Origin of the sequence: Streptomyces sp. NPDC052687 (assembly GCF_040678395.1) — a bacterium.
In the GTDB taxonomy this organism is placed as follows: domain Bacteria; phylum Actinomycetota; class Actinomycetes; order Streptomycetales; family Streptomycetaceae; genus Streptomyces.
Genome location: NZ_JBFATR010000072.1, coordinates 1 through 21464, shown reverse-complemented (window position 1 = coordinate 21464; position 21464 = coordinate 1). Strand labels below are relative to the sequence as shown.

Annotated in this window: 22 protein-coding genes; 7 read left to right on the top strand and 15 right to left on the bottom strand. The window is 72.5% G+C overall.

Annotation, left to right across the window (positions count from 1 at the left end):
• Window positions 1-123 precede the first annotated feature (123 nt).
• Window positions 124-1731: a hypothetical protein gene (locus tag AB0K92_RS31935; protein WP_365928731.1), complete on the bottom strand. Its 1608-nt coding sequence runs from the start codon at window positions 1729-1731 to the stop codon at window positions 124-126.
• Entirely contained in the window at window positions 1728-2849 is a 1122-nt protein-coding gene (locus AB0K92_RS31930) for a hypothetical protein (RefSeq protein WP_365928729.1), read from the bottom strand. The genes AB0K92_RS31935 and AB0K92_RS31930 overlap by 4 nt, the downstream gene beginning before the upstream one ends.
• 260 nt (window positions 2850-3109) lie before the next feature.
• Between AB0K92_RS31930 and AB0K92_RS31925 the strand changes: the two genes are divergently transcribed.
• On the top strand, window positions 3110-4483 hold the full coding sequence (locus AB0K92_RS31925) for a cellulase family glycosylhydrolase (protein ID WP_365928727.1): 1374 nt from the start codon (window positions 3110-3112) through the stop codon (window positions 4481-4483).
• Between the two features lie 108 nt (window positions 4484-4591).
• On the opposite strand, the gene AB0K92_RS31920 is transcribed toward AB0K92_RS31925, so the two are convergent.
• From AB0K92_RS31920 to AB0K92_RS31900, 5 genes are all read right to left on the bottom strand, one after another.
• Window positions 4592-6358 carry a SpoIIE family protein phosphatase gene (locus AB0K92_RS31920; protein ID WP_365928725.1) on the bottom strand — a complete coding sequence of 589 codons (1767 nt, stop codon included), beginning with the start codon at window positions 6356-6358 and terminating at the stop codon, window positions 4592-4594.
• Window positions 6342-7421: a SpoIIE family protein phosphatase gene (locus tag AB0K92_RS31915; protein ID WP_365928723.1), complete on the bottom strand. Its 1080-nt coding sequence runs from the start codon at window positions 7419-7421 to the stop codon at window positions 6342-6344. The genes AB0K92_RS31920 and AB0K92_RS31915 overlap by 17 nt, the downstream gene beginning before the upstream one ends.
• Entirely contained in the window at window positions 7418-7843 is a 426-nt protein-coding gene (locus AB0K92_RS31910; protein ID WP_365928721.1) for an ATP-binding protein, read from the bottom strand. The genes AB0K92_RS31915 and AB0K92_RS31910 overlap by 4 nt, the downstream gene beginning before the upstream one ends.
• On the bottom strand, window positions 7840-8733 hold the full coding sequence (locus AB0K92_RS31905; protein WP_365928719.1) for an STAS domain-containing protein: 894 nt from the start codon (window positions 8731-8733) through the stop codon (window positions 7840-7842). The genes AB0K92_RS31910 and AB0K92_RS31905 overlap by 4 nt, the downstream gene beginning before the upstream one ends.
• Window positions 8734-8878: 145 nt before the next feature.
• Window positions 8879-10027, bottom strand: coding sequence for a PP2C family protein-serine/threonine phosphatase (locus tag AB0K92_RS31900; protein ID WP_365928717.1), 1149 nt, complete (start codon window positions 10025-10027; stop codon window positions 8879-8881).
• A gap of 448 nt (window positions 10028-10475) precedes the next feature.
• Here AB0K92_RS31900 and AB0K92_RS31895 point away from each other — a divergent pair, with 448 nt between their 5' ends.
• Window positions 10476-10961: a MarR family transcriptional regulator gene (locus AB0K92_RS31895; protein ID WP_365928715.1), complete on the top strand. Its 486-nt coding sequence runs from the start codon at window positions 10476-10478 to the stop codon at window positions 10959-10961.
• Between the two features lie 221 nt (window positions 10962-11182).
• Here AB0K92_RS31895 and AB0K92_RS31890 read toward each other — a convergent pair whose 3' ends face one another.
• Window positions 11183-11578, bottom strand: coding sequence for a RidA family protein (locus AB0K92_RS31890; RefSeq protein ID WP_365928713.1), 396 nt, complete (start codon window positions 11576-11578; stop codon window positions 11183-11185).
• A 106-nt stretch (window positions 11579-11684) separates the two neighbouring features.
• Between AB0K92_RS31890 and AB0K92_RS31885 the strand changes: the two genes are divergently transcribed.
• A complete protein-coding gene (locus AB0K92_RS31885) occupies window positions 11685-12722 on the top strand; it encodes a WYL domain-containing protein (protein ID WP_365928711.1) in 1038 nt (345 codons plus the stop codon).
• Between the two features lie 72 nt (window positions 12723-12794).
• On the opposite strand, the gene AB0K92_RS31880 is transcribed toward AB0K92_RS31885, so the two are convergent.
• The 4 genes from AB0K92_RS31880 to AB0K92_RS31865 all read right to left on the bottom strand — a co-directional run bounded on the left by AB0K92_RS31880 (window position 12795) and on the right by AB0K92_RS31865 (window position 15861).
• Entirely contained in the window at window positions 12795-13721 is a 927-nt protein-coding gene (locus tag AB0K92_RS31880; RefSeq protein WP_365928733.1) for a cholesterol oxidase substrate-binding domain-containing protein, read from the bottom strand.
• A 247-nt stretch (window positions 13722-13968) separates the two neighbouring features.
• On the bottom strand, window positions 13969-14673 hold the full coding sequence (locus AB0K92_RS31875) for an FAD-binding protein (protein WP_365928709.1): 705 nt from the start codon (window positions 14671-14673) through the stop codon (window positions 13969-13971).
• An 82-nt stretch (window positions 14674-14755) separates the two neighbouring features.
• Complete coding sequence (locus AB0K92_RS31870; RefSeq protein ID WP_365928707.1) at window positions 14756-15241, bottom strand: YbaK/EbsC family protein; 486 nt, start codon at window positions 15239-15241, stop codon at window positions 14756-14758.
• Between the two features lie 68 nt (window positions 15242-15309).
• Window positions 15310-15861 (bottom strand): GNAT family protein, encoded by a 552-nt coding sequence (locus AB0K92_RS31865; RefSeq protein ID WP_365928705.1) that lies wholly within the window; start codon window positions 15859-15861, stop codon window positions 15310-15312.
• Window positions 15862-15912: 51 nt separating this feature from the next.
• On the opposite strand from AB0K92_RS31865, the gene AB0K92_RS31860 reads away from it, so the two are divergent.
• The 4 genes from AB0K92_RS31860 to AB0K92_RS31845 all read left to right on the top strand — a co-directional run bounded on the left by AB0K92_RS31860 (window position 15913) and on the right by AB0K92_RS31845 (window position 18022).
• Window positions 15913-16542: a TetR/AcrR family transcriptional regulator gene (locus AB0K92_RS31860; RefSeq protein WP_365928703.1), complete on the top strand. Its 630-nt coding sequence runs from the start codon at window positions 15913-15915 to the stop codon at window positions 16540-16542.
• A 69-nt stretch (window positions 16543-16611) separates the two neighbouring features.
• On the top strand, window positions 16612-16839 hold the full coding sequence (locus tag AB0K92_RS31855; RefSeq protein ID WP_365928701.1) for a hypothetical protein: 228 nt from the start codon (window positions 16612-16614) through the stop codon (window positions 16837-16839).
• Between the two features lie 90 nt (window positions 16840-16929).
• Complete coding sequence (locus AB0K92_RS31850; protein ID WP_365928699.1) at window positions 16930-17472, top strand: GNAT family protein; 543 nt, start codon at window positions 16930-16932, stop codon at window positions 17470-17472.
• Between the two features lie 31 nt (window positions 17473-17503).
• Window positions 17504-18022 (top strand): hypothetical protein, encoded by a 519-nt coding sequence (locus AB0K92_RS31845; protein WP_365928697.1) that lies wholly within the window; start codon window positions 17504-17506, stop codon window positions 18020-18022.
• 37 nt (window positions 18023-18059) lie between these two features.
• Here AB0K92_RS31845 and AB0K92_RS31840 read toward each other — a convergent pair whose 3' ends face one another.
• The 3 genes from AB0K92_RS31840 to AB0K92_RS31830 all read right to left on the bottom strand — a co-directional run bounded on the left by AB0K92_RS31840 (window position 18060) and on the right by AB0K92_RS31830 (window position 21222).
• Window positions 18060-19139, bottom strand: coding sequence for a hypothetical protein (locus tag AB0K92_RS31840; RefSeq protein ID WP_365928695.1), 1080 nt, complete (start codon window positions 19137-19139; stop codon window positions 18060-18062).
• A 77-nt stretch (window positions 19140-19216) separates the two neighbouring features.
• On the bottom strand, window positions 19217-20782 hold the full coding sequence (locus AB0K92_RS31835; RefSeq protein WP_365928693.1) for a multicopper oxidase domain-containing protein: 1566 nt from the start codon (window positions 20780-20782) through the stop codon (window positions 19217-19219).
• 14 nt (window positions 20783-20796) lie between these two features.
• Window positions 20797-21222, bottom strand: a complete 426-nt coding sequence (locus AB0K92_RS31830) for a hypothetical protein (protein WP_365928691.1) — start codon at window positions 21220-21222, stop codon at window positions 20797-20799.
• Window positions 21223-21464: the final 242 nt, after the last annotated feature.

The following is a 21464-nucleotide window of genomic DNA, read 5'->3' as shown; positions in this document are numbered from 1 at the left end:
CCGGCGGGGCCGCGACCGGAACAGGGGACCGGTCGCGGCCCCGGCTCCCCTGGTGGGGCGTGAACCGCCCTTGCCGCGCCACCGGCGGCTGCTCACAGCGGAGTTGATCAGGTCCAGGACGCCTCAGGTGCGAGGGATCTGGCAGGCGCCGCTGCCCTCCTGGCCCTTGGGCGGTGGGGACTTCTCCGGCCAGGCGAGTCCCACGAACGTGGGCCGTTCGCCCCGTACTTCGGGATCGAGCCGGACCACGGCGACGGCCTTGTTGTAGGCGTTGCCCTGGTTGTCGATGCAGATCCAGCCGCTCGCGCCGTCGACCTTGTGCACGCCCCGCAGGGCGTTCCAGTCGGTTCCGATCTCGCGCAGCGTCGGGATGTAGTCGCTCTTGAGGCCCTCGGCGTGCAGCCGGATGCCCGCGATGGCGGTCTTGGCGGCGTCGTGCACGGAGACGGTGCGGGAGTCGTAGATGTCGGCGGGGCCGATCGGCCCCACGGGAGGCGGTGCCTCAAGGCGCCGCATCAGCTCACGGACCACTTCCGGGGAGCCGCCGGTCGGGGGCGGCGCGGGCCGCTTGCTGAGCCAGCCGTCGGGGTGCGAGATGGAGGTGTAGAGGACGCTCACCTTGCCCTCCCACCGGCCGCCGTCGCCCTGCAGCCCGCGCAGCGCGTCCCAGTCCAGCTTCTCGTCCGCGTACAGCGTGGACGCGCCGGAGCCGCTGACCACCGTGAACGGCTCCTGCTTGCACGGGCGGTTCCTGGCCAGCTCGTTGAGGAACTGCCGCAGATGGACGGGGCGGCCCGCGAAGTAGACGGTGTTCACCTGCGGCCGCAGCACGCAGATGTCCGTGGCCATGCGCTTGAACTCGCTGGACAGACCGCCTTCGACGTCCGTGCCCTCGGACTCGAAGGGCATCGGCTCGTGCGGCGACCTGTGCAGCTTGCGCTCGTAGGCCTGCAACAGCGACTCGTTGTACGGGTCGCGCCGGGTGTCCTTGACGAGGATGGCGTGTTCGAGGTCCAGCCTCTTGTCGAAGTGCGCGAGCGCGTTGGCCTGGTCGCTGTTGGTGGGCGCGATCCGGGCGAACAGCGGGAAGCCGGTGAACTCGTCGCCGGTGATCGGACCGCCCACGACCGGGATCTTCTTCTCCTTCGTCAGATACGCGATGGCATCGGCCGTCGCGTCCACACTGAGGTCGAACCCGAAGACGGTACGGAGGTTGTGCTTCTCGTCCCGGGCCATCTCGGCGAGCCGGTCGGCGACCGGGCGCCACTGGTCACGGTTCTTGCCCGGGTTGGCGAGCACCAGGCGGATCTTGGGGTGCTCGCCGCCGCTCCGCTTCTCGGCCGCGGTGGCGCCGTTGGCGAAGTACTGCGCGATGTACGCGCCCTGCACCTCGTGCAGGATCTGCCGCCTGACCTCCTCGTGGTCGGAGGTCATCGGGATCATCAACGCGATCGTGGCGTGCGGCTGACCGTCGATCCGGTCGTTCTCCTCCTTGATCCGCGCCATCACCGCGGCGAGGTCGTCCATGAAGGGCTTGCCGCCGCCGTCGCTGACGCCGATGCACTCGCCGTTGACCGTCGTCAGGCCCGGCCCGCACGGGTCCGGCTCCTCAGGGCCGAACCTGTCCCACACGTACCAGGCGGCCAGCAGGGCCAAGACCACGCCCACCGCCATGGCCGCCAGGGTCACCGGGCCGGCGCCGGGACCGGATCTGGCCGGAGTGTCTGTCACTGCCCCTCCTCTGACGTGGCCGGCCGCGACCCGGTCGCCGCTCCCCGCACCGTCACCCGCACCAGCCTCCGCTCGCGCGCGTCGCCCTCCAGGCGCAGCGCCCAGGTGTCGAGGACGCTTTCGAGCTCGTCCAGGTGAGCGGCCGCGAGCCGGGCGCCGGCGTCGTCGTCGCTCACCACCAGCACCACCGGGTGGGTGATCGTCCGCCGCCCCACCACACGGCGCAGCGTCCGGTGGGCGGCGAGGTAGGTGTCGAGAACGGCCCGGCCCTCGGCGTTGTGCACCTGGAGCAGCATCAGCGGGGGCTGGTTGCGGTTGAGCCGGCGCAGCAGGCCGTACTGCGCGTCGATGTCCGCGAGGAAGGCGGCGATGAGGTACTCGTTCCGGTTGGCCACCCGCGACGCCTCCTGACGGGCGGCCTCCGCGCGGACCTCGTCCGGGTCGTCGGGGCGCGGCGGGCGCGGCCGGAAGAAGTAGAACAGCCGGATGGCGATCGCCTCCCGGTTGGAGAAGGCGCCGCCCTTCGGCACTCTCAGGGCCCGGCCCCACCACCGCAGGGCCACCCGGTCCGGCCGCGGACGACCGGTCAGGAAGCGCACCACCGTGGACAGCACCGCCAGCAGGGCGCCCACCATGCCGCCCGCCGACAGCGGCGGCTCCAGCTCCCGGAGCAACTGGTCGCGACCGACGGCCTCCTCCTGCTCTCTGCTGCCCAGATGGCGCACCAGGGCGCGGTGCGCGTGCTGCAGCCGGTCCAGACCGAGGTCGGCGTGGTCGGCGGCCCAGGTGTGGGCGAGCAGCCCGAGATGGAAGCGGGGGAAGGCCGGACGGCGGCGACCCGGAGGGCCGTTCAGGCCGGACATCCGAGTGGACAGATACCAGAAGGACTCGGCCACGCCCTTGTCGACCGGGACCTCCGGCACGTTCACCGGCAGCCGCCCGGAATACGTCTGGCGCAGTTTCCACAGGAGGTCGTTCTGCTGGGTCCGGTCCAGGCCCACGACCTCGATGACCGGCGGACCGCCCTTGCGCCGCAGCCTGCTGCCCACGCTCCGCCGGTGCCGCGGCTCCATCAGCAGACCCGAGATGATGCGGGCCAGGAGACGCTCGTACTCCACAGGCTTCCCCCGTCCTCTCGGACCTCACGCGTCCGGCACTCCTGTGTGGTTGGCGGCCATGAATATACGCAGCGTCCAGCGCTGGCAAGGGGAGAACGGTGAGGCTGCGGTGATTGGCTTGATCTCGCGCTTATTTCCGGAGAAAGCGTTCGCGCCGTCCCACGCCTGTACGCACGTCGCGCGGCGGTGTACGGTCTCGGGCCGATGGGCTTTGGGAGCGCTCCCATCGCGCCGTTCCCCCTTCGTACGAGAGGAACGCTGTGAAACGCATAGTGGCCTTACTGGCGACCTGCGCGACGGCCTTGGGTCTGACCGCGCTGGCCGGCCCCCAGGCGGCGGCCGCCACCGGCTGCAGAGTCGACTACACGATCACCAGCCAGTGGCAGGGCGGCTTCCAGGCCGGAGTGAAGGTGACCAACCTGGGCGCCCCCGTCAACGGATGGACGCTCAAGTTCGCCCTGCCGGACGCCGGTCAGAAGCTCGTCCAGGGCTGGAACGCCACCTGGTCGCAGTCGGGCTCCACGCTCAGCGCCACCGGCGTCGACTGGAACCGCACGCTGGCCACCGGCGCGACGGCCGACCTGGGCTTCGTCGGCTCCTTCACGGGCGCCAACCCCAAGCCCACGGCCTTCACGCTCAACGGGGTCGCCTGCACGGGCTCCGTCGAGGAGGAGCCCCCGCCGGACCCGGGTGACGGCACCCCCGTCTCGGTCAACGGACAGCTCCACGTCTGCGGTGTGCACCTGTGCAACCAGCACAACCGCCCCATCCAGCTGCGGGGCATGAGCACCCACGGCATCCAGTGGTTCAGCAAGTGCTACAACAACGCGTCCCTGGACGCGCTGGCGAAGGACTGGAAGTCCGACCTGTTCCGCATCGCCATGTACGTGCAGGAGCAGGGCTATGAGACCGACCCGGCCGGCTTCACCAGCCGGGTCAACAGCCTCGTCGACATGGCCGAGGCGCGCGGCATGTACGCCCTGATCGACTTCCACACCCTGACGCCGGGCGACCCCAACTACAACCTCGACCGCGCCAAGACGTTCTTCGCGTCCGTCGCCGCCCGCAACGCCGCCAAGAAGAACGTCATCTACGAGATCGCCAACGAGCCCAACGGCGTCAGCTGGACGGCCATCAAGAGCTACGCCGAGCAGGTGATCCCGGTGATCCGGGCCGCCGACCCCGACGCCGTCATCATCGTCGGCACCCGCGGCTGGTCCTCCCTGGGCGTCTCGGACGGCTCCAACGAGACCGAGGTCGTCAACAACCCGGTCAACGCCACCAACATCATGTACGCGTTCCACTTCTACGCCGCGAGCCACAAGGACAACTACCGCGCCGCGGTGAGCCGGGCCGCAACGCAACTGCCGTTGTTCGTGACCGAGTTCGGCACGGTGACCGCCACCGGCGGCGGCACCATGGACCGGGCGAGCACCACCGCCTGGCTGGACCTGCTCGACCAGCTGAAGATCAGCTACGCGAACTGGACGTACTCCGACGCCAACGAGAGCAGCGCGGCCTTCAAGCCCGGCACCTGCAACGGCACGGACTACAGCAGCAGCGGCGTACTGACCGAGTCCGGGGCCCTGCTCAAGAGCCGTATCAGCACCCCCGACAGCTTCCCCACCGGCTGACCCCGCCCGGCGGGGCTCCGGATCGCTCGGAGCCCCGCCGGACCTGCGCACACCGACGCCGCGGCCCGGCCGGCAGCTCGGGGCGACGGACGGTCGCCGGCACGGCCTTCACCTGGCTCCGCGCCGCCGCGTCCGCGCCGCTTCCGGCTCGGCGACGCGGTGACAGAGCAGCAGGCAGACGTCGTCGTCGCGTTCGGAGTCGTGCAGCATCGGCTTCAGGACGGACTCCGTCGCGGCTTCCAGGTCCTCCAGCTCCGCCGGGGTCACCGCGGCCAGCGTCTGCACGAGCCGCTCGATGCCGGGGTCGATGCCGCGCGCCCGCCGCTCGACGAGTCCGTCGGTGTACAGGGCGAGGGTCGAGCCGGGCGGCAGTTCGGCGGAGTGATCCTCGTACGTGAAGGGGAGGGGGACGCCGAGCATGACGCCGGGCCGGGCGTCGAGCAGGCGCACCGTTCCCTCGGGTGACCGTGCCACGGCCGGCGGGTGGCCGGCGGCGGCCCAGACGACATGCGGATCGTCGGGGTGGAAACGGGCGACCAGAGCGGTCGCGTACAGCGAGGGCTGCTGATGGCACAGCATCCGGTGCAGCCGGGTGAGGATGCGGGCGGGGCTGTCGTCCTCGACGGCGTAGGCGCGCAGCGCCGTGCGCAACTGGCCCATCATCATGGCCGCGTGCAGACCGTGCCCCGTGACGTCCCCTATGACGGCGAGCAGGCTGCCGTCGGGCTGGACGAAGGCGTCGTACCAGTCGCCGCCGATGTTCAGCCCGTGGGTGGCGGGCAGATAGCGGGCGGCCAGCCGTACCCCTTCCGTGGTGGGCAGGTCGGTGAGCTGCGCGCGCTGCAGCGCCTCGGCCGTGTCGCGGTGCTGTTCGTAGCGGCGGGCGTTGTCCAGGGCGATGGCCGCGCGCCGGGCCAGCTCGATCAGCATCACGGTGGTGTCGGCGTCGAAGCGGGAGCCGGACGAGGTGAGGCTCAGCACGCCTTGCACGCTCCGGGACATCAGGGGGATGCAGAGAAGGGGCCGGTCGGGGGCCAGCGCGGACGGCGGCAGGTCGTCGACGTCGGGCAGCCCGCCGGGGTGGGCCGCCGCGTACTGCGGGCGCCCCGTGCGGGCGGCGGTCACGGCGGCGGCCGGCCGGGCCCTGCCGGGCGGCGCGGTGTCGTCGTCGAAGAGCCAGACGTCCACGTGCGCGGCGTAGTCGGGGACGAGCAGCCCGGACAGGCGCTTGACGATGTCCTCGTGGTCGAGTGACGCGGTCACCGCGGCGCTGGCGTCGGCGAGGAAGGTCAGCAGCCGGCGGGCTCGTTCCGCTTCGGCCCGCGCGGCCCGCTCGGCGTCCAGGATCGCGCGCTGGCCGCGCGCCGCGGCGTCCAGTTCGGCGTGCAGGGCCAGCACACCCTGGTTGGTGTGGTGCAGCTCCTCACGGTGGAACCGGACCAGTTCCTCCTGCTCGTCGAGCGACGACAGCACGTGCGCGGTGCTGTCGTCCGCGGCGAGCAGCGCCTCGGCCAGCGCGGCCTCGTCCAGGGCGGCCGGATCGCAAAGCGCGGCGGGATCGCTGGGGGCGGCCGGCTCGCGCCAGGGCACGGTGAGTTCCCACGGCGGCCGTTCCCGTGGGGGATGACCGGCCGGTCGTACGGCGATCCGCACGGTGCCGTCGGTGTCGCCGGCGGGCGGCCGCCTCTCCACCAGCACGTCCCACGCCTCCCCGCCGGCCAGGCAGCGGCGCAGCTGTGCGGTGAGGGCGCTGAGCGACCGCGCCTGTTCGAGCACCGGCAGGCCGGCCCGCGCCGCGAGGCGGGCGGCGAGGGCGCGGACGCGAGCGGCGTCGACCGCCGTGCTGATCTTCCAGGCGTCAGGGCAGGCGGTCATGGGCGTCCGTCCGGCGGTCGGGGCAGAGTACGGCCACGCTGGTGTCGTCGCGCAGCGGGCTCGCGGCGCTGCTGGCGTCGCGCAGGACGACCGCGGCCACCACGGCCGGATCGTGGGCCGGAAGTCCGGGATCGCCGGGCGGCGTCCAGCGGCTCGGCAGGCCGTCGCTGTGCAGGACGAGCAGACTGTCCGCGGTCCACGGCACCTGCTGGAGCGGCACGGTGGCGGGGAACCGCGCGCCGACGATGCCGGGCTGCGAGACGAGCGGCTGCCAGCCGTCCCGGGTGCGCAGCCGGGCGCCGACGTTGCCGACACCGGCGAAGTGCAACCGGCCGGTACCGGTGTCCAGTTGGGCCACCGCGACGGCCCCGCCCCTGGTGTGCCTCAGCCGCTCGTGCAGGCGTCGCAGGATGTCCGCGGGAGGCAGTGCCGCCAGGCGGCGCAGCTCGTCCAGGGCCGCGGAGGAGGCCCGCGCGGCCGGGACGCCGTGGCCGAGGCCGTCGGCGAGGACCAGGGTGAGCAGCGGACCGGACCGGATCCAGCCGAAGGCGTCCCCTGAGTGCTCCGCCCCGGCCAGAGCGAGATTGACGCCGCCCACCCGCGGTCCCGCCGGCGCGCGGGAGGGCGCTTGCGGGGCGGCGGGCGCCGCGCCGACGCGGGCCACGGCGACGGTGCCGCGGCCACGGCGGCTGTGCAGGTCGAAGGCGTCGGACACGCGCAGACAGGTGCCCAGGCCGGCGCCCAGCGACGAGGCGGCGGTGGTGCGGCCGTCCCGTATCGCCTCGGCCACGTCGCCGATGCCCGGGCCGTGGTCGACGGAGACGATCTGCACCAGACGATCCGCGGTCTCGTTCGTCGGGTCCGGCCCTTCGACCAGGTTGATCACCATGCGTCCTCCGTCGGCGTGTTTGAGGAGGTTGGTCGCCAGTTCGGTGGCCACCAGTGCGGCGGCGGCCGTGCGCGGCGCGCCGAGACCGGCCTCGGCGCAGGCGGCCTCGGCGGCCACCCGGACGTCCCTGACCCGGGTGGAGTCGTGCACCGGAATGTCCCACACCCTGGTCATGTCGCACCCGCGCGGGAGGAGGGCAGGGCACAGGTCCAGACGGTGACCGTGACGGTGGTGCCCTCGCCGGGGCGGCTGTCCGGGCTGACCTCCTGCGTCAGCCGCCTGGCTCCGCTGACCCCGAGGCCCAGTCCGCCGTCGGTGGTACGGCCGTCGGTCGACGCCGGCGCGGCATCGCGGACGCCGGGGCCGTCGTCGGTGAACGACAGCCGCAGCCCGCGCCGTGGTGTTCCGTTCAGCGCAGTCATCTCCATGTGCCTCCCGCCGCCGTGGTGCGCGATCCGCTGCGTGACGTCGTACGGGAGCTGTTCGGCCGCCGAGTCGTACAACTCGCCCTGCAGCGTGACCAGCAGGACGTCGCCCAGTGCCGGCACGGGCACCGGGGCCGCGGAGTCCGCGGAATGCGCGGAGGGGCCGCTCACCGCGAACTCACGCCCGACGAGGCCCGCGGGGAGACCACGATGCCCAGCTGCCCCAGCGCGTAGGCCAGGGCGTCGGCCAGATCGGTGCGGGTGACGACCGACCCCAGGTCGATGCCGAGGTGGACGATGGTCTGGGCGATCGCGGGCCGGATGCCCGAGACGACACACTCGGCACCCATCAGCCGGGCGGCGGCCACCGTCTTCATCAGGTGCTGGGCGACCAGCGAGTCGACCGTGGGTACGCCGGTGATGTCCAGGATGGCGTACTCGGCGCGCTGGTCGACGATGGCCTCCAGCAGGCTCTCCATGACCACCTGGCTGCGGGCGCTGTCCAGCGTGCCGATCAGCGGTACGGCGACGACGCCCTCCCAGAGCTTGATGACCGGAGTGGCCACCTCCAGCAGCTGTTGGCGCTGCCGGGCGATCAGCTCCTCGCCCGCGCTCAGCGCCGTCTCCATCACCACCAGGCGCAGGGTGCCCATCAGCACGGCGAGGGCCAGGGCGCACTCCTGCGCCGGTGCCGCGTCCGGGTTCTCGAACTCCCCGCGCAGCAGCTGTCCGACCGGCGCGCGCAGAGCGGCGACCTCCTCGGCGATGCGGGCGGGCGACGACCCGGAGCGGGAACGGGCGGCCGCCATCCGCCCCAGCTGGTCGCGCACCGCCGCGAACCCGGGGGCGCTGATGTCGTCCAGCCGCCCGGCGGCCGCGGCTTCCGAGAGCGCGTCCACCACGGCCTTGCAGGCCTCCACCGCCTCGTCGCGCGAGACCGTGAACACGGTCCGGAAAAGCGGAGCGTCCGCCCAGCGCTGGGCGATCTGCTCCCGCCGCCTGCCGAGGAAGCCGCTCAGCTCCAGCGCTGCCGCCGCGGTGGTCGCTTCTTGCTCCGACACTGATTCTCCCTGCTGTCCGGGCTCCGGCGGCCGCCGGTCGGCGTTCCCTCAGTCAATACTTGCCGTATGGCAAACATTAGCGGCGGGCTGCGGCGCGAACAACACGCGACCGCCGGCGCGCGGCCGACGCTCACGACATGCCCGGTCAGCGGCCGTGCCAGTCCAGGCACACCACCAGAGCGTCGTCGTCCGGGACGGAACCGCTCCGATGACCGGTCAGTTCGCGCAGCACGGCGCGCGGCACCTCCGCGGCGGGCAGCAGACGGGTGGACTGGATCGCCCGGTTCAGCGCCGCGTCCCCGTACGTCTCCCCCTCGGGCGAGGCGACGGAGTAGACCCCGTCGCTGACGAAGACGAGCCGGTCGCCGGGCTCCACCCGGAACTCCTGGGCGACGTAGTCGGTCTCCTCGAACATGCCGAGCGGCAGCTGGGCGTCGAAGGTGATCCGCTCCACGGACTTACCGCGCACCCTCAGCAGCTGCGGGGACCCGGCGTCCACGACCCACGCGCGTCCCGTGGCGAGATCGAAGTCGAACATCAGCGCCGACAGGTAACGGCGGCCCCGGTAGTGGGCGTAGATCGCCTGGTCGGCCAGGGCCGCCTGGTCCGCGATGGGAATGCCGGCCCGGCGGGCGTTGCGCAGCGCGTTCGTGGCCAGGTTCGTCAGCAGGGAGGCCTCTATGCCCTCGCCCATGCCGTTGGTGACGTACAGCATCAGCCGGTCGGACGTCGCCGACCAGTCGAAGTTGTCACCGAAGATCGCGTACGCCGGCTCCAGCTGGGCGCCGAGGTCGTACTCGGGCCGCGAGCAGGACCGGCCGGGCAGCAGCTGCCACTGCATCTCGGCGGCCAGGGTGAGCCGGTCCTTGCGGCGCGCCTGGAGATAGATGTCGGTGTCCCGCTCGGCGACGATCACTTCGTGGCCGAGTACGTCCGCCACCTCGGCCAGCTCCTCCAGGCAGCCGTGCGCGTACTCCGGTCCGGGCAGTGTCACCGACAGCACTCCGAGCCGGTCGCCGCGGACGGTGACCGGCAGGTGCGCGCGCACCCTGCCGTCCCCGACGGGCTCCACGAAGGGCTCCTGGGCCCCGAAGGCACGGCCCGCGGCGCTGCTGTGGGCGGACACCGGTTCCGTGGTGTGCGGCAGCACCGAGACCGGCTGGAGCACGGTCAGACCGTAGTCGGCCAGGAACAGCTCGACGGACTCCGCCGCGTACTGCTCCATCAGCACACGCCGGACGGCGTCGAGCAATTCGTGCGGTGCCGCCGTGCGCAGGGCGCGTTCAGCGGTCACAAATCTGTTCACGATAGGGAATACACCGATCCTTCGTCTGTCGCCTGCCGGCCTCACCGGGAGGGCGAGACCGCTCAAACGGTCTGTGGGGGGCTCACGGCCGCACGAGGGCTGCGGGCCGTACGGGGCCTCGCGGACCGTACGGGGTTTCGCGGACCCGGAGGGTGTGGCGACCGTACGGGGCCTGCGGGCACTCGGGGTCTCAAAGCCGCTCGGGGCCTACGGGACTACGGGACTACGGGACTACGGGCCTACGGGGTTACGGCCGACGGGACTATGGGGCCGACTGTGCCCACGGGCCGACGGGGCGTATGGACCGCACAGCGGGCGCCGGAGCACCAGGTCCACCCGGTCCACCCGGTCCACCCGGTCCACCCGGTCCACCCGGTCCACTCGGGCCGACGCGGCCGCCTAGTACGCTGGCCGGCATCCGAGTGCCTGCGAGAGTGTGACCGTGACTGCCTTCCACCCCCGCCCAGAACCCGACGAGGTCGCCCGTGTGACCTCGACGGCCGCGGAGCTGCTGGAGGTCCTGTGGGGCCGGGCCTCCACCGCACCCGCGTCCGCCTCCCAGCTGCGGGTCCTGCTGATCCTGGAGCACCACGAGGGGATCAACCTGAGCACTCTCGCCGCGTCCCTCGCCTCCACGCCGCCCTCCACCAGCCGCCTGTGCGACCGGCTCCAGGCGGCCGGATTCGTCGAGCGTGTGGTCAGCCCGGCCGACCGGCGCGAGGTACGGCTGCGGCTGAGCAGCCGGGGCCGCGCCTTCCTCGCCGATCTGCGCGTGCGCAGGCAGAAGGAGCTGCAAGCGGTCCTCTCGCACATGCCCGCGGCCAAGCGCGTGGCGCTCCTGGAGGGCCTGGACGCCTTCTGCGCCGCCGCCGCGACGCGGATACGTCACGGCGCGGCGGACTCCGACGCCAGGACGGCCTGAGTTCCCGGCCGCCGGGCCGGGTCTTCCGACACCACCTGACGGCGACCGACTGTCTGTGCTCCTCATGAGGGTCGGTTACCCCCTGAACCCGGGGATGCGACCTGCGGAACCCGCGGGTGACGAGAGCCACGGGCGCCACCGCCTCGTCACGAAACCCCCTCCGGCCACCCGGAGGGGGTTTCGTCACATGCATCCGGGCGGCCGCGCGGAGCCGCCTCACCTCACGCCACGGCGGTCCCCTCCAGCTCGACCATGAGGTCGGGAAGCGCCAGCCGGTTCACCCCGAGCATCGTCGTGGTCGGCGCCACCCCGGCCGCGCCCAGTCGTGACGCCAGCACGCCGTAGTGCTCGAACAACCGGTCGACGTCGGTGGTGTAGACGTTCAGCCGGACGAGGTTCGCGAGGGACATGCCGGCCTCGCCGAGCACGGCCTCCAGATTGTCGACTGTCAGCGCCAGCTGCGCCGCCATGTCCTTGGCGTGCCGGGGCTTGCCGTCGGCCCCCATCGCGGCCTGCCCGGAGCAGTACAGGGTCCGGGTGTGCCCGGCGACGCTCTCCCCCTGGCTGTAGCCCAGCTCCACCGACCACGGCCACGGGTTGACCGTCGATCGCTCCATCGCCACATCAGCTCCCTTCGTCTCGTGTGTCACCTCCGGTGCCACGTCGACAAGCCTCTCCGCGAAACATGACATCCTCCGTCACGTATCTCGCTAGCGTTTTCGCATGCGTGCCGACCGACTGATCTCGCTGGTGCTGCTGTTGCGTCAGCGCGGCCGGCTGACCGCGGCCACCCTCGCCCGTGAGCTGGAGGTGTCCACCCGCACCGTGCTCCGCGACATCGAGGCGCTGTCCGCGGCCGGTGTGCCGGTCTACGCCGAACGCGGCCGACGGGGCGGCTTCGCGCTGCTGCCCGACTTCCAGACCGATCTCACCGGTCTGAACCACGACGAGGCCCTCGCCCTGCTGGTCGCCGGAACCGGGCGCGGCGAGCAGGTGTTCGGCCTCGGCTCGGCGCTCGCCTCGGCCATGCGCAAGGTGGCCGAGGCGCTCCCCGAGACCCACCGCGCCGCCGCGAGCGACGCCGCCCGGCGGCTGCTCGTCGACCCCGAGACCGACCTGCTCTCCCGTCGCCCGGCCGACGAGGAACTGTCCGGCACCACCATGGCCGAGGTCCGCCGTGCGGTGCTCACCGGCCGCAAGCTGCGCATCCACTACGCGCCCCCGGACCGGACGCCGCAGTGGCGCACGGTCGACCCGATCGGCCTCGTGACCGTGCGCGACCGGGTGTACCTGCTCGCCACCAGGTCCGGCGCGGACCGCACCTACCGGCTGTCACGGGTGCTGGCGGCCGAGGCACTCGCCGAACCGGCACAGCGGCCCGACCGGGTCGACCTGGACCGCGTCTGGCGCGAACGCTGCGCGCGCTTCCTGACGGACGGCGACCAGGTCACCGTACGGGTGCGGGTGAACCCGATGCGGCGGGACGAACTGATCAGCACGGCACTGGCGGTCCGCGCCGCGACGCCTGCCGAGGAACCCGTCAAAGAACCTAGCGAGCAGCCCGCCGAAGAACCTACCGAGGGAGCCGACCCGGCCGGCTGGCCGCGGCTGGAGGTCACCTTCCAGGACGCGCGGCACGCCGAATGGGCGCTGTGGCAACTCGCCACGGACGTCGAGGCCCTGGCCCCGCGGTGGCTGCGCACCACCCTGCGCGACCGCGCCGCCGCGATCGCCTCCCGCTACGGCGCGTCGTCGTCCTGAGCCCGCGAGCGCGCACGCGGCCACGCACGCTCCGGCCACGGAGGAACGCGCCGCGCCCGCGGCCCGCGCGTGTCACCTCACCAAGGCGTCCAGGAAGGGCGTACTGAAGGCGCGGTGGGGGTCATGACGATCCAGTACGGCGACCGCCTCGTCCCACCCCGGACCGCCACCGGCCCGATGGCTGTCGGGCACCCGGCGGGTGAGCACGTCCCGGTCGGCCCAGGCCGCCTCGTCCGTGTACGCCCAGCCCTTGGACCACTCGACGCGCAACGCCGCCCGCGTACCGTCGAACGTCCGCCACAGGAACCCCTCGACGTCCCGCAGGAAACGGTGCAGATGAGGCGTACCGGGCAAGGTGAGGATGTCGAGCCAGACGGTGGTGTCCCACTCCGGACGATCCATCCGAGGCCGGACCGGGGAGAGCAGCGGGGGCCGTGCACCGGGCACGGCGCTCCACGCCGGATCGTCCAGGCCGGTCGCCCGGACCTCCACGGCACCGTTCACCGGATACTCGCCCCGCGCGCGGTACTCACGGAGCAGACGACGGCAGTGACGCGTGAACTCCGCCAGCGCCCACCGCACATCGGCGCGGCGGACGAGCACGGTGTAGCCGTTGCTGGTCACGCGCAGTGTCGTGGGGCGCAGACAGTGCAGCAGCGCCCGGGACGGACCCCACAGATCGGAACGCAGGCCCCCGGCCACCAGGTGGGTGAGCAGTTCGCCCGACAGCACCTCGCGCACCGGGCTGTCGGAGAGCAGTACGTCCGCGAGGTCGCCGGTCAGGCCGACCTCGGCGATGAGGTACTGGAGCCGGCCGAAGGCCGGGGTCAGATGCCCGGCCCCCGCGACGATTCCGGCCGATCGGACGTGCCACGGTCTCGGGGACGGTGTCGGAGAACGGGTAGTTGTACGGCTCGGTGACCGTCCGGGGGGCAGCGGCCGACTGGGCTCCACGCTCCACACCTTCAGCCGGGGCTTCTCGGTGAAGGCGAACCAGATGGCCTCGGCCCGGCCGCCGCGGTTTAGGAAGTCGGCGAAGGCGCGGCCCGCCGCGCACGGAACGCGGCCGCGCGAACAGCTCCGCGGCGGGGATGTCGAGCAGGCTCACGCAGCGCAGCCGCTGATCGGCGCCGACCCGCAGGACGACCTCGGTGAGGAAGGCACGGCCCAGGTGGACGAGGAAGGCGGCGGTGTCCGCCTGGGAGCGGTCGAACGTGCGGAGCGCGTAGCGGCCGGCCGCGGCGTCTCACACCACCGCGGTCAGCTCGGTGACCTGATTGCTGAGGGTGCCGTAGCCGTGGCCCTCGGGCCGTCGCTCGCCCGCCGCGGGAACGGCCGTACCGTGGCCGCCGATGGCGAGGACGCCACCGACCGTGAGGTCACCGGGGGCCGGGCAGGCGGTGACGCCCAGCCGGTGGTCACCGAGGAAGGCCAGCAGCCGTTCCATGGTGGCACCGGTCTGCACCCGCACGGTGGTCGGGGACTCGACGGCGACCGCGGTCAGATGCCGCGTGGTGTCGACGAGCAGGACGGGCGCGGTGCGCGGCGTGCCGTCGGCGACGGTCAGCGGCGACCATGTGTGGCGCCGCCCCTGCGCCCGCAGCCGCCGGCCGTGCGCGCGCCCAGTTCGCCAGTTCGGCGACCTCGCCCGCCGTCCGCGGCGAGCAGGTCCACAGCGGATCGGTACGGATCTCGCCCACCCAGGTGCGATACCGCGTCTGATACGGCGCGAGACCCGCCGGAAGCGCGGGCGGCGCGGCGCCGACGGCCAGCGCGCTGCCCGCCCCCACGGTGCCTTGCACCAGTCATGCGCCCGCGCCCCACGCGGCCGAGGCGCCGAGTACCGCCCGCCGGGGCATCTCCCTGTCGTGCTGGTACCGCTCCGCCATGAGTTCCCCCAATTCCGTTCCGGCCGGACGTTTGTCGTGCCCGAGGGTAGGAAGGACGGCACGACGGCCGGTCCGGAACATGCTGCCGGTCACCCGATCCAGGCATGCATGGGGGCAGGCGTGGGGCGGAACACGTCGCCGGGCTCAGTCGTCGGCGACGGCGCCTACGACGGCGGCGTGGCCGTTGGTCAGTCGGGTCAGCTCGGCGAAGGTGGTGCGGAAGACGGTGTGCGGCATACCGGCCCCCGCCCATACATGGGGATGCGCGTCCAGCGCGACGTCGACGAGGGTGCGCAGCGGCTGTGGGTGGCCCACCGGTGCCACGCCCCCGACTTCCTGGCCGGTGACGGCGAGGACGTACGCGGGGTCCGCGCGGCGGATCTTGCCGCGGCCCACCCCGAGGAGCCGGGCGACGAGACGGGTGTCGACGCGGTGGGCTCCACTGGCCAGGATGAGCAGCGGTTCGCCGCCGACGGAGAAGACGAGGCTGTTGGCGACGGCGCCGACGGGACATCCGAGCCGGGCGGCGGTCTCCGCCGCGGTGGGGGCCGCGGCCGGCAGCTCGACGATGTCCGCGGCGCTGCCGTACTCCCGAAGCGCGGCACGGACCCGCCGTACGCTCTCATCCATGAACTCTCCTCTGTGACTGGCGGATTGAAGGGGCGCGCGACACCCGCGAACGGTGATGCCATCGCCGCTCACGGGCCGGGGGAGCGCCATGCGTCGGCGAGGACGGCCCACAGCTGTGCGTCATGACGCACGCCCTCATACGTCCATGCCTCGCGCCGGACACCTTCGAGCGTCATGCCGAGGCGCTTGGCGACCGCGGCGCTGCGATGGTTGTCGGCACGGCAGTGCCATTCCGCGCGGTGCAGTCCCCGGACGGTGAACGCCCAGTCCAGCAGCGCCCCGCAGGCGCGGGTGACCAGGCCGTGGCCCTGGGCGGACGGCTCCAGCCAGCAGCCGATCTCGCATGAGCCGGCAGCGGCGTCGAAGCCGGTGAACATCACACCGCCGACCAGCGTCTCCTCCCGCCAGATGCCGTACAGGCGCGCTCCGTCGGCGGCCTGTCGTTCGGCGTACCGGGCAAGCGTGGCCCGGGCCCCGTCCAGATCCGTGGTGACGAACGCGGGCCCGACCCACGGGCGGATGTGGTCACGGGCCCGGTCCAGATGACCGGCGAACTCCTCGGCGTGCCAGACCTCCAGGGCGGCGAGGCGGGCGCCGCCGCCGAGCGGCAGTGAGAACACGAAGCACCTCCCATTCACATAACAAGCGTTACGGCAATGTAGCGTGGGACCATGCCACGCACCAAGGGAGATCACGAGGCCCGCCGACGCGACGTCTCCGCGGCGGTCTGGCAGGTAATGGCCACCCGCGGCTTCGCGGGCCTGACCCTGCGCGCCGTCGCCGCCGAGCTCGGCGCGACCACCGGCCTGCTCACGCACTACTTCCCCACCAAACGCGCCCTGGTGGGGTACGCCCTCGACCTGCTCGAACAGCGAACCCTCTCCCGCCCCCGCCGCGAGACCGGCCAGGGCCTGACCGCCCTGAGGAACGCCCTGCTGGACATCCTGCCGCTGACCCCGAAGGCCACCGACACCAACCGGATCTGGGTCTCCTCCTGGGACACCGCCCTCTCCGACCCCGACCTGAGCGCCGACTACGCCCGCAAGTACGCCAGGAGCCGCGAGCAGCTGACCGGGCGCGTGGCCGCGGCCCAGGAACTGGGCGAGCTGCCGCCCGGCGACCCGGCACACATCGCCGCCGGCGCCCAGTCCTTCGTCCTGGGCCTGGTCGTCCAGGCCCTCCTCGACCCGGCGTCCTTCCCGCCCCGGCGGCAGGTCGAGCTCCTGGACGACTACCTGGCCGCCCTCACCGCCCGCGACGGCAGAGCAGAGGGAGCTCGTGGGGTCGCTGCCGAGTGCTGAGGCGTGATGCCGGGGACGAGCGCCCGTGCGCCCTGCACGCCCTCTGCCCGCCGGCCGACCGTGTGACGCATGGTCGAACGCATGGGGGACACCTGGGAAGCGTGCGTGGGCCGTGGGGACGGCACGGACTGCCCCGACGGGGAGATCCTCGCCCCCGGCACGGGACCGCGGTGCGAGGAATGCCGGCACTACTGGGAGCTCGACCAGACCGAACCGGACCGGAGAGCGGCACCGGACGACGATCTGACCCGGCCGACGGGAAACCCGGGGGAGGCCGGGAAGGAGGACGCCGCGTAGTCCCGTTCGGACAGAAAACCGCTGGCGTGAGACCACACCGCACGTGAGGATCGGCCATCGGGGTCCAGCGCTCGGCGGAGGGAAACCGGCATGGTCGGTCGGGTGGAAGTGCGGCGGGTGGATGAGGACAACCTCGAACGGCTCCTCGCGGTGGCCGTCGGGGACGCGGCACCCGAAGAGGTCATGCCCCCGGCGGCCGGAGGACCGGGGTGGACGACGGAACGGCAGGCGGCCTTCCGCGAATGGCACCGCGCTCGACGCGCCGGACTGGCCGGCCCGCTCGGCGAGTGCACCTACGTGATCACGTATGAGGGAGAGGTCGTGGGATCGGCTCGTCTGGCTCTCCGCGAGGGCCATGACGTCCTGGAGACCGGGATGTGGCTCGGCCGTACACATCGCGGACGCGGCATCGGCACCGCCACGGTCCGCCTCCTCCTCGACGAAGCCGCCGGAGCCGGTGCACGAGCCGTGGTCGCGGACACCACGACGCACAACACGGCGGCACTCGCCGCCTTGCGCGGCAACGGTGCGACGCTCACCGCGAACCAGGCCACCCGAGAAGTCCACGCCGAGCTGGTGTTGAGCAGGACGCCGCCGACAGCCGGTCCGCGCGATGTGAGGCTGCGCCCATGACGGGCGCCCCCCAACTTCCCCTGGTGGTCCGGTGAGTGGCTGGTGGAGATTCCTGGAGGAGCGGACCCGGCGGGAGGTCGACGCGGCCGTCCTGGACGATCGCCGGCTGCCGGCGGTCAGGTCGGTGTGGGAGGTGCTGCGTCCGCTGGGGCTGGGCGTGCACGAGGCGGAGCGGGTGGTCCGCGCACGCTATGACGTGCTCGGTGAGCGGGTGCGGCGAACGCCGCCCGACCCTCTCGACGTCACGTCGCTGGCAGCTCGCGCCGCGGCGCTGCCGGGCCGTGTCGTCGCGATCGAGGCCGTGTGGGACGGCGACACGGTCCACGGCTGGTTCGTGGTGCTGGTCGCGGTGCTGGACGGTCCGGCCCGGGAGGGCCACCTGGCGACCGTCCATGACCGTGCCGACGGCCCTGCCGCGGTCCGCGCCGCCGAGGCCGGCCGCGACCTGGCCGGCCACCTCGGGGTGCCGTTCCACTTCCCTTCCCCGGACGTTCCGGACGATGAGGCCCCTCGCCGGCGGACGGTCCACGGCCCGACCGATGGACGGTGAACGTGACCGATGGATGGCGAACGTGCGATGACCTCGATCAAGGTCCCTGATGCGTGCGCGCCGGCTGACCGTCCCTGCCCAGCGTCCAGCGGTGCAGCCGGCCGCTGTCGCGTGTGAGCCAGGTGCCGTCTCCGAGCGCGGTGATGTCCTCGTCCACCGGAACGGGGTAGTGGATGCGGCCGAGGGGACGCAGTGTGTCCGCGTCCAGCCAGTGCCGGATGCGCGGTGCCTCTGTTCCGGGGTGCACCCGGCCGGGGACGAGTAGATGGCGTTCGTCGAGGACCACCGCGGAGAAGAACTCGTCGTTCTCCGGGTCGACGGCCAGCTCCGCCAGGTCCAGGAGCGCCGTCTGCTGCCCGGAGCCGAGGTCGTACGTGGCCAGCTCGTCGCGGTCGTCGTCGAGGAAGAGGTACTCGGCGTACCGCTGGGTCAGCAGGCGGGAGCCGGGGAGGAAGCCCACCAGCGCGCGCATCCACGTACCGCCCAGGACCTCGAGACCGTCGGCGCGTGGCTCGGCCCACCAGGTCGACCAGCTGTGCCAGGCGGTCCAGCAGGAGACCACCACGGCGCCGCCGTCCGGACGCCAGGAGGCGACGGCGGCCGACGCCAGCGAACGGATCTGCCGCCGGCCGAGCACCTCGCCGGTCGCCGCGTCCAGGAGCAGCAGATCGTCCCACGTGTAGTCGCGGCCCGGCTCCAGGTCGTACACCAGCGCCGCCTTGCGCCTGTCGGGTTCCAGTGACGGCACGACGACGCTCACCAGCCGACCGTCCGGACTGAGGGCGGGGGTGGAGTGCGCCCGGGCGGCACCGTGCCACGGGGCGTGGCGCAGTTCCCAGCGCGGCTCCCCGCCGGGCCCCTGCGCCCGCACCGACGACACACCGGCCACGAGGAAGCCGCCGTCGGGTGCGGGGACCGCGCGTTCCCCCTCCTGCGGCCGCAGGACGGCACCCGGGCGTGCGGTGTTTCCCGCGAGGAAGCCCTCACGGTCGTGGACCGCCACTAGATCCGGCGTGCGCACAAGGAGCCGCCCTGTGTCCATGACCTCGACCGTGCCCTGCTCAGGCGTCGTGCCGAGCGGTGTCACGTCGATGCGGTCATCCCCCGTTGCGTGCATGACGGGCATGTTCGCAAGCCCCGCCCCGGGCCCGCCAGCCGTCTTGCGCGGACGGCGGGCCAGTGGGCCGGCTGGGGTCATTCGGTGGTGAAGTCGGCCATCATGGCCATGTCTTCGTGTTCCAGGTTGTGGCAGTGGAGCATGTACGTGCCGGGGTAGTCGGTGAAGCGGGTGACGATCTCGACGGCTTCGGCCGGGCGGAGGTCGACGGTGTCCTTCCAGCCGTGGTCGAAGGGCCCGATGTCGCGGTTGTTGCGCGCGAGGACCTGGAAGTGATCCAGGTGGACGTGGATCGGGTGGTGGAAGTTGGTGGTGAACCGCCAGATCTCCACCTGGCCCAGTGCTGGGCGGGCGAGTGAGTTCCCCGGCTGGTACTCGGTGCCGTTGATGGTCCAGCCGACGTTGGAACCGCGGAAGTGGAAGTCGCGGGTGACGGTGGCCCGGCCGGGGTCCAGGCGGGGTACGTCGCTCAGCTTCCCGGGCACGGTGGTGTCGTCGCGCGGCGAGCCGGAGCCGACGTCGAACCGCATGACCTGGGCGGTCGAGCCGTCGCCGAAGCGGTTGAGCAGGCGTACCCGCGTGCCGGGCCGGTAGCGGGAGAAGTCGACGACCACGTCGAAGCGTTCGGCGGGGGCGATCTCGAGCGTGTCGTGGCGGCGGGGCGCGTCCAGCAGCCCGCCGTCGCTGCCGATCTGGACGAAGCCGCCGCCGCCCTCGGGCTGCGGGTCCAACTGCAGTTTGTACAGGCGGGCGTTGGAGGCGTTGAGGAAGCGCAGCCGGTAGCGCAGCCGTTGCACCTGGTGCACCGGCCAGGGGGCGCCGTTGACGAGGATGACGTCGCCGAGGACCCCGTTCATGTAGGCGTCCGTCACGCCCGGGGTGCGCAACCGGGAGTCGAGCCAGGGGTACTGGAACGATCCGTCGGCGGCGAACGACCGGTCGGTGATCATGAGGGGGATGTCGCGGTCGCCGCGAGGCAGCGGCAGCCGCTCTTCCTCGTCGTCGTGCACGAGGTGGAATCCGGCGAGCCCCATCCAGACGGCCGCACCGGTGTAGCTCATGCGGTGGTCGTGGTACCAGAGCGTCGCGGCGCGCTGGTCGAAGGGGTAGGTGTAGGTGCGGGCCCCCTCGGCGAGGTCCATCGCGCCGTGGCCCATGGCATGGCCGTGCGGTCCGCCGGTCATGTCCTGGTGGACGCGGTGGGCGTCGTAGGAGCCGTCGGCCGGCAGGATCAGCGAGGTCGGGTAGCCATCGCTGGCGGCGGGGGTGTGGCCGCCGTGCAGGTGGACCACGGCGGGGCGGTCGAGCTCATTGCGGTGGCGCACCACGGTGCGGCGCCCGGAACGCGAGACGATCGTCGGTCCGGGGAAGGTGCCGCCGTACGTCCACGCCGCGGTGCGCAGTCCGGGCAGGATCTCCAACTCGGCGTGCTGCTGGGTCACTTCGTACGTGTCGGTGGTGCCGTTCGAGGACACCGGCGCCAGCACCCGGGGGATCGGCAGGGGAGTGCGGAAAGCGGCCGGCAGTTCGGCCCGGCTGGTCATCACCTTGCCGGGGAGGCCTTCGCGCGCGTAGCGGCTGAGGAGGGGCCAGCCGGCCGCGGTCAGGGCACCGGCGCCGAGCACCGTCGCTCCGGCGCCCAAGAGCGCGCGCCGCCTCACTTGACCGGCTCCGGCTGCACGGCCTCGTCCCGGGCGGGCACGGCCGGGGTCCTGGCGGGCAGCGGGGTGGTCAGCACGCGCTGCGCCAGCACCGCCAGGGCGCAGGCGAGGACGACGCCGAGCACGACGTGCAGGGCGACGCTGCGGGCGAGGCCGAGGGCGATCTGACCCACGAGTGCCACGACGATGACGATCGACGCGGGCAGGATCGACTTGGGCCCTCCGGAGCGGCGTACGAAGAAGGCGGCGACGGCCATGAGGAGGGCGACCACGGTGATGACACGGCCGAGCGTTCCGTGGAGCGCCAGCATGTCGAAATGACCGCCCAGGAAGCCTCCGGCGAGGGCGACCTGGGCGAGCATCAGAATCGACTGGACTGCGGCGGTGATGCGTAAGGACAGCAGGGAGGGGCGCAAAGACATAGGGGTGATCCAACCCGGACGGCCGACGGCCCGCAACCCGAATCCGGCCTTTCGGCACGGCAGTTGGGCGAGCCTCAAGGCATTCTCCAGATTGGCAAAGTGCGGGCAAAGCCGGTGGGTGGACCCGATGACTCCGACGGGTGAACCCGGTGTGTGTTTATTGGGCGAGGATGAGGGTGGTGGGGGTGTGGGTGGGGTGGTGGGTGATGGTGGTGTAGCCGGCTTGGGTGAGCCAGGTGGTG

Excerpts from the sequence above, each read along its gene's own strand:
- AB0K92_RS31870 (WP_365928707.1), bottom strand. The coding sequence starts at position 15,241 with ATGGATGAGAGCGTACGGCGGGTCCGTGCCGCGCTTCGGGAGTACGGC.
- AB0K92_RS31890 (WP_365928713.1), bottom strand. The coding sequence starts at position 11,578 with ATGGAGCGATCGACGGTCAACCCGTGGCCGTGGTCGGTGGAGCTGGGC.
- AB0K92_RS31885 (WP_365928711.1), top strand. The coding sequence starts at position 11,685 with ATGCGTGCCGACCGACTGATCTCGCTGGTGCTGCTGTTGCGTCAGCGC.
- AB0K92_RS31840 (WP_365928695.1), bottom strand. The coding sequence starts at position 19,139 with ATGCACGCAACGGGGGATGACCGCATCGACGTGACACCGCTCGGCACG.
- AB0K92_RS31860 (WP_365928703.1), top strand. The coding sequence starts at position 15,913 with ATGCCACGCACCAAGGGAGATCACGAGGCCCGCCGACGCGACGTCTCC.
- AB0K92_RS31855 (WP_365928701.1), top strand. The coding sequence starts at position 16,612 with ATGGTCGAACGCATGGGGGACACCTGGGAAGCGTGCGTGGGCCGTGGG.
- AB0K92_RS31915 (WP_365928723.1), bottom strand. The coding sequence starts at position 7,421 with ATGACCAGGGTGTGGGACATTCCGGTGCACGACTCCACCCGGGTCAGG.
- AB0K92_RS31830 (WP_365928691.1), bottom strand. The coding sequence starts at position 21,222 with ATGTCTTTGCGCCCCTCCCTGCTGTCCTTACGCATCACCGCCGCAGTC.
- AB0K92_RS31850 (WP_365928699.1), top strand. The coding sequence starts at position 16,930 with ATGGTCGGTCGGGTGGAAGTGCGGCGGGTGGATGAGGACAACCTCGAA.
- AB0K92_RS31920 (WP_365928725.1), bottom strand. The coding sequence starts at position 6,358 with ATGACCGCCTGCCCTGACGCCTGGAAGATCAGCACGGCGGTCGACGCC.